Source organism: Mesonia maritima (assembly GCF_042433895.1).
Lineage (GTDB): Bacteria > Bacteroidota > Bacteroidia > Flavobacteriales > Flavobacteriaceae > Mesonia > Mesonia maritima.
On the sequence record NZ_JBHLUA010000022.1, the window covers coordinates 88,384 to 94,942 of the forward strand.

At 32.9% G+C, this 6,559-nt stretch carries 8 protein-coding genes; 1 reads left to right on the top strand and 7 read right to left on the bottom strand.

What is annotated here, in order from left to right; genetic code table 11:
• Positions 1-16: 16 nt before the first annotated feature.
• The 7 genes from aroA to ACFFGL_RS13625 form a co-directional block, all read right to left on the bottom strand.
• Positions 17-1,243, bottom strand: a complete 1,227-nt coding sequence (aroA, locus tag ACFFGL_RS13595) for a 3-phosphoshikimate 1-carboxyvinyltransferase (protein WP_309730321.1) — start codon at positions 1,241-1,243, stop codon at positions 17-19.
• Between the two features lie 7 nt (positions 1,244-1,250).
• Positions 1,251-1,520: a hypothetical protein gene (locus ACFFGL_RS13600; RefSeq protein ID WP_309730325.1), complete on the bottom strand. Its 270-nt coding sequence runs from the start codon at positions 1,518-1,520 to the stop codon at positions 1,251-1,253.
• A gap of 1 nt (position 1,521) precedes the next feature.
• The gene (locus tag ACFFGL_RS13605) at positions 1,522-1,848 is read right to left on the bottom strand and encodes a nucleotide pyrophosphohydrolase (protein WP_309730327.1); all 327 of its coding nucleotides are present in this window, start codon (positions 1,846-1,848) and stop codon (positions 1,522-1,524) included.
• A gap of 161 nt (positions 1,849-2,009) precedes the next feature.
• A complete protein-coding gene (gene dtd, locus ACFFGL_RS13610) occupies positions 2,010-2,465 on the bottom strand; it encodes a D-aminoacyl-tRNA deacylase (protein ID WP_309730330.1) in 456 nt (151 codons plus the stop codon).
• The gene (gene rsgA, locus ACFFGL_RS13615; protein WP_309730333.1) at positions 2,462-3,409 is read right to left on the bottom strand and encodes a ribosome small subunit-dependent GTPase A; all 948 of its coding nucleotides are present in this window, start codon (positions 3,407-3,409) and stop codon (positions 2,462-2,464) included. The genes dtd and rsgA overlap by 4 nt, the downstream gene beginning before the upstream one ends.
• Before the next feature lie 9 nt (positions 3,410-3,418).
• Positions 3,419-4,501 (bottom strand): bifunctional 3-deoxy-7-phosphoheptulonate synthase/chorismate mutase type II, encoded by a 1,083-nt coding sequence (locus ACFFGL_RS13620; RefSeq protein ID WP_309730334.1) that lies wholly within the window; start codon positions 4,499-4,501, stop codon positions 3,419-3,421.
• 11 nt (positions 4,502-4,512) lie between these two features.
• Positions 4,513-5,652 carry an aminotransferase class I/II-fold pyridoxal phosphate-dependent enzyme gene (locus tag ACFFGL_RS13625; RefSeq protein ID WP_309730337.1) on the bottom strand — a complete coding sequence of 380 codons (1,140 nt, stop codon included), beginning with the start codon at positions 5,650-5,652 and terminating at the stop codon, positions 4,513-4,515.
• A 132-nt stretch (positions 5,653-5,784) separates the two neighbouring features.
• On the opposite strand from ACFFGL_RS13625, the gene ACFFGL_RS13630 reads away from it, so the two are divergent.
• Positions 5,785-6,559 (top strand): ATP-binding cassette domain-containing protein (locus ACFFGL_RS13630; RefSeq protein WP_378928625.1); only part of this gene is annotated, 775 nt, incomplete at its 3' end.

Below are 6,559 nucleotides of genomic sequence, written 5' to 3' on the forward strand. Positions count from 1 at the left end.
TTTAGAAAATAGATTTTTAGAGCGTGGTTTTAACGGAAAAACCAAGTGGTTTTAATACTTGCCAAAAATCTGGAAATGATTTTGAAACTACTTCTGCTTCTTCAATTTCAATAGGCACTTTCATACTTAACGGTGCAAAAGCCATTGCCATTCGATGATCTTGATAAGTTTTTATTTTCTGATTTTCTTTTATTTCAGCTGAAGCTTTAACGTAAATACTTTCTGAAGTAATGGAAACTTTAGCACCTAATTTTCCCAATTCATTTTTCAACGCTTGTAATCGGTCGGTTTCTTTTATTTTTAGTGTGCGTAAACCTTCCAGATGACAATCGATTTTCAAACCAAAACAAGTAACAGCAATTGTTTGTGCCAAATCTGGAGAAGAAATAAGATTCGCTTTAAATACTTTTGGCAACTTATCAGTTCGGTTTTTCTTTAGCTGAATAGCGTTTCCATAAAAAGTGGTTTCTACACCAAATTCTTTAAAATAATCGGCTACTACTCGATCGCCTTGAATGCTATTTTCCCGAAAATTTGAGAGGGTAATTTCAGCTTGTTCACTTAATGCTACGATGCTATAAAAATAGGATGCGGAACTCCAATCGGATTCAATTTCAATTTTAGTTAAAATATTTTTAGCTGGTTTAATTGTAATTATATTTTCTTTGAAAGTGGTTTTTATATTGAGTTTTTCAAGAAAAGCCAGCGTCATATTAATATAAGAAACGGAAGTTGGTTTATTTTTTAACTGAATTGTTAATCCGTTTTGTAACGAGGGAGCGATTAGCATTAGTGCTGTTATATATTGGCTACTTACAGTTGCATCTATTTCCACTAGATTTTTTTCTATTCTTTTTCCTGAAATTTTCAATGGCGGAAAACCTTCTTCTTTTTCATATTCAATTTTAGCGTCTAATGCTCGTAAAGCTTCTACCAAAATTTTTATAGGTCGCTCTTGCATTCGGTTACTTCCTGTCAACAGAATTTCACTATTTTCTTTTTGAGCGAAATAAGCAGTTAAAAAACGCATTGCGGTTCCGGCGTGGTGAATATCGATGACCTTTTCTTCAGTTTTTAAAGAGTTTTGAAGCACTTTCGTATCATCACAATTTGAAAGATTCTGGAGACTAATTTTGGGATAAATTGCTTGAAGAATAAGTAATCGATTCGATTCGCTTTTGGAACCGGTAATTTGAATTTGTCCTTTAATTTCTTTGGAGTAATTGCTGAGTAACAAATTCATATAAAAATTATTGGTATTTCTTTTCTTCTCTTTTCAGCTTTCCTCTAAATTGTAAAAAAACGACTACAAAACCGTAGCAAAATCCACCGATGATATTCGCGATGATAAATCTTATAATTTGGTTAGTTGAAGAAAGTTTTGCTTGCGCGAATTGATTAAAATCGAATTCATAACTAAAACCGCAATCGATTATATTATAAATTACGATAAATGCAAGCGCTAAAATAATTACCGATTTCCAAAAACCTTTTGTATTTACTACTTTTTTAATGTTCATATTATTGTAGTTTCTTGTTTTGTTGGTGACGGTCGTGATCGCGTTTTGTTTTTAACTGCAATTTTTTATCGAATGCTTCTTGAAGATTAATTCCGGTTTGGTTGGCTAGGCAAAGAACAACGAAAACGACATCGGCTAATTCTTCGCCTAAATCTTTGTTTTTATCGCTTTCTTTTTCGCTTTGTTCTCCGTAACGACGAGCGATTATTCTGGCGACTTCACCTACTTCTTCCGTAAGTTGAGCCATATTGGTGAGTTCATTAAAATATCGAACTCCGTGTTCTTTAATCCATTTATCTACCGCAACTTGCGCATCTTCAATATTCATAATTAAACTTTTTCTAGAATAATTTGTTTTGATTCTATTTCAATTATTTTATCAAAATATTGTTTTAGCGAATCGTAATCTTGAGCACTAATTTTACTTTGATTCAATACAAAGTTAACGGATAATGTTTTTATAACACTTTATTTTGAGCAATTAAATATTTAAAAGCTTCTCTCCTTCGAATCCATAAAAATTGTAACCGGGCCGTCGTTGATTAAAGAAACTTGCATATCTGCGCCAAATTCTCCGGTTTGTACTTTCTTTTCTAAATAATTTTCAAATTCTTGTATGAAATTTTCGTAAAGCGGAATAGCTGTCTCCGGTTTTGCCGCGCGTATAAAACTCGGCCGGTTTCCTTTTTTTGTATTGGCATGAAGTGTAAATTGACTAATTAAAAGTGCTTCGCCATCAATGTCTTTTAAGGAAAGATTCATCGCGCCATTTTCATCAGAAAAAATGCGCATTGTGGTTATTTTTCGGCATAAGTAACTAATATCTTCTGAAGAATCTTCAGGTTCAATTCCTATTAACACCAATAATCCTTTATTTATTTTTCCGCTTGTTTGCGCACTTATTTTTACTTCTGCTTTTGAAACTCGCTGAATTATTACTCTCATGATTTATAAATATCGGTTCTGTAATTTTCTTCTTCGCCCTCAATTATTTGAACATAGGATTTGTAACGAGACCACGGAATTTCATTGTTTTCTAACGCTTCTTTTACCGCGCATTTTGGTTCTTCAAGATGTAAACAATTGTTGAATTTACAAGCTTCTTTTAATTCGAAAAACTCTGGAAAATAATCGCCTAATTCTTCTTTATCGATATCTACAATTCCGAAACCTTTTATTCCTGGTGTATCTATAATTCTTGCTTCGAAAGACAAATCATACATTTCTGCAAAAGTTGTCGTGTGCTGACCTTGCAAATGTTGTTCTGAAATTGAAGCGGTTTTTAAATCTAATTTTGGCGCCAATTGATTGATTAACGTCGATTTTCCGGTTCCGCTATGACCAGAAAACATTGCAGTTTTATTCAGCATTTCTTCCTTTACACGATCTACGTTTTTACCGGTTTTTGCTGAAATTGGAATACATTCATACCCGATAGATTTATACAACCCCATAAGAAAGCGAACTTCATCTTTTTCTTCTTCAGAATACGTATCCACTTTATTGAAAAGTAAAATACTTGGTACGTGATAAGCTTCTGCGGTTACCAAAAACCGATCGATAAAAGTGGTAAGCGTTGGCGGATTATTCAACGTAATTAAAAGAAAAGCGACATCTATATTTGCCGCGATAATATGAGTTTGCTTAGAAAGATTAACCGATTTTCTGATGATATAATTTTCGCGCTCTTCAATAGTTTTTATAATCCCAATAGTTTCATCGCCAATGGTTTCTTTTTCAAAAATAACGCGATCACCAACCGCTATCGGGTTTGTACTTTTTATTCCTTTTATTCTGAATTTTCCTTTTATTCTACAATTATAAAATTCTTTATCTTCAGCTTTTACCAAATACCAACTTCCCGTAGATTTATAGACTATTCCTTTCATAACTAAAACTTAGGCTTGTATTTTTTTATGTTGGTGTTCTAACGATTCTTGATGAATGGCTTTAAAAATTCGAAGAATAAATTCTTCGCTTAGACCTTTTCCTTTTCCGGTTGCAATCATTTTATTTAAAATTTCTGCCCAACGTTCAGCTTGTAATAAAGAAACGTTTTGCTCTTTTTTAAGCATTCCTATTTCATCAGCAATATGCATTCTATCGATTAACGTTTTAATCAACGTATCATCTAAATCGTCTATTTTAATACGCAATTCTGAAAGTTCTTCAATAAATCTTTTGCTTTCAGATTTTTTATTTCGTGTGGTTAATTGCTCGGTAATTTCTTTTAAACGATCAGGTGTAATTTGTTGGGCAGCATCGCTCCAAGCGTTATCGGGATCGTGATGTGTTTCAATCATAAATCCGTCATAATTTAAATCTAACGCGGTTTGGCAAAGTTCAAAAATTAATTTTCGGTTTCCGGCAATATGCGACGGATCCAAAATTAGTGGCAAATCGGGAAACTTTTGCTGTAAATCTATCGGGATTTGCCATTCAGGAATATTTCGATATTTATTTTCGCCATAACTGGAAAAACCACGATGAATTACACCAATATTTTTAATATCCTGCTTGTAAAAACGTTCTACCGCGCCCAACCAAAGCGCTAAATCTGGATTTACCGGATTCTTTATAAGTACTGTTTTGTCGGTCCCTTTTAAAGCTTCTGCAATTTCTTGTACAACGAAAGGCGAAACGGTTGTTCTAGCGCCAATCCACAAAATATCTACATTATGTTTTAGCGCTAATTCAACGTGAATCGGGTTTGCTACTTCAGTAGTAGTTAATAAACCGGTCTCCTTTTTTGCTTTTTCTAACCATGATAAACCGAGCGCGCCAACGCCTTCAAAATTTCCAGGACGTGTTCTGGGTTTCCAAATTCCAGCACGCAAAACCGATACGTTACTATCTTTTAATTGATACGCAATGTTTAAAACTTGTTCTTCGGTTTCGGCACTACAAGGTCCGGCGATTAAAAATGGATGATTAGAATCAAATTTTTTTAACCAATTTCGTAGTGCTGATGTGTTTTCCATGCAATATTTTTTTATACCGAATTTTTTATACGATTTATCGCTTCTTCAATTTTTGATTGGTTCATATGAAGTGAAACCCAAATGTAACCTTCTCCCGCTGAACCAAATTTATTTCCCGGCATGACAAAAATACTATACTTTTTCAGCAATTCTTCACAAAATTGAATTGATGTTTTTCCGTTCGATTCAATTTTAGCCCAAATAAAACTTCCGCTTGAATTTTCATTTATCGGTTTACAATTAATTTCAGTTAAAAAAGTCTGTAGTTTTTTTCGCGTATTTTTATGCTGAAGGTTTTGTTTCTTAATCCAATCGCTAGTACTGTCTGAGGTTAACGCGTTTATAGAAGCTTGCTGGAGTGGTAAAAATGATTCATCGTTTATCATTTTGTTTGTTGCTCCAATTTTTTCGATTAAATTTTCATCTCCGCTTACAACGCCCATTTGCCAAGCTGCGTTATTAAACGTTTCTTTTAAAGTAAAAAGTTCTAATTTATGTTGAAAGTTGCCAGTATAATTAAAAATACTTTCGGGATTATTGTTTAAAATAAAACTTTGTGAATTATCGATTACGAGTATAATTTTATTTTCTTCAGTAAAAGAAATTAAATTTTCCCAATCGCTAATATTTAATTTTGCACCAGTAGGAAATTGCGGAATATCGAGCCACATTAATTTCACATTCTTATCTAATAATTTCCTTAATTCAGTAAAATCTGGAAGCCAATTATTTTTTTCTTCTAATGAATACTGAATAGGTTTTGCGCCTACTAATTCTGAAATTTGGCGATAATCTTCTCGACCCGGATTCGGGCATAAAACCGAATCTCCCTTAGCTAATAATGAAAAGGCAATGGTAAAAAGCGCTCGTTTTCGTTCCTGTAAAATGGTTGAATTTTTTAATGGTAAATTAATTTTGAAATTATGCTGAAAAAATTGCTGAAAAGCTTCTCTTAGAGGCTGAGTAGAATTCTTCTGAATTTCGTGAGCACCTTCTTGACGCAACGTTAAATGAAGTTGCGTAACCGATTGATAAGGTGGAAAAAGCTCGATTTTATCTGACGTAAAATCGATTAATTCGTATTCCTTATTGCAGATTTTTTTTAAATCATTAGAAGAAATAAGGCTTATTAAATCAGAAGATTTTTCCATACAGAGAATTTTTCATTTTGTTTCTAAGGTAGTTTTTATTTTGAAGAAATAAAATAAGTGAACTAATTTTTCGAAACTCAAAAAGATGTACCAATCCTAATTTGTTTATTTTTGATTTAAATTTTGTTGATTATGGGAATTGAAGTGAAAAATATTACGAAACTATATGGCTCACAAAAAGCGCTGGATAATATTAGTTTTTCAGTAAAAACGGGAGAAATTGTTGGTTTTCTAGGTCCGAATGGCGCAGGAAAATCTACGATGATGAAAATTCTTACCGGTTCACTTTCGCCTTCTTCAGGAACTGCTCTCATTAATGATATTGATATTCAAAAAGATAAACTAAAACTTCAAAAAAAAATAGGCTATCTCCCGGAACATAATCCACTTTACGAAGAAATGTTTGTCCGCGAATATTTACAGTTTAATGCAAATGTTTACGCCATTAAAAAAAATAAAGTTGAAGAAGTTATAAAATTAACCGGTTTAGCTCCTGAAGCTAACAAAAAAATAGAGCAGCTTTCTAAGGGCTATCGTCAGCGTGTAGGTTTGGCAAACGCGCTTCTACATAATCCTGACGTATTAATTTTAGATGAACCCACCACCGGTTTAGATCCAAATCAATTAGTAGAAATCAGGAAGCTCATTCAAGAAATTGCAAAAAATAAAACAATATTTCTTTCCACTCATATTATGCAAGAAGTTGAAGCTATTTGCGATCGGGTTATCATCATTAATAAAGGTGAAATAGTTACCAATCAGGAATTAAAAAATCTAAAAAGTAAAACCGAACAACTTATAGAAGTAGAATTTGATTTTCGCGTAGAAGTTGAACTTTTAGAATTGTTACCTAAACTTATCCAGGCAAAAAACACCATCGATTTTGTCTACGAATTAACCTTCGACA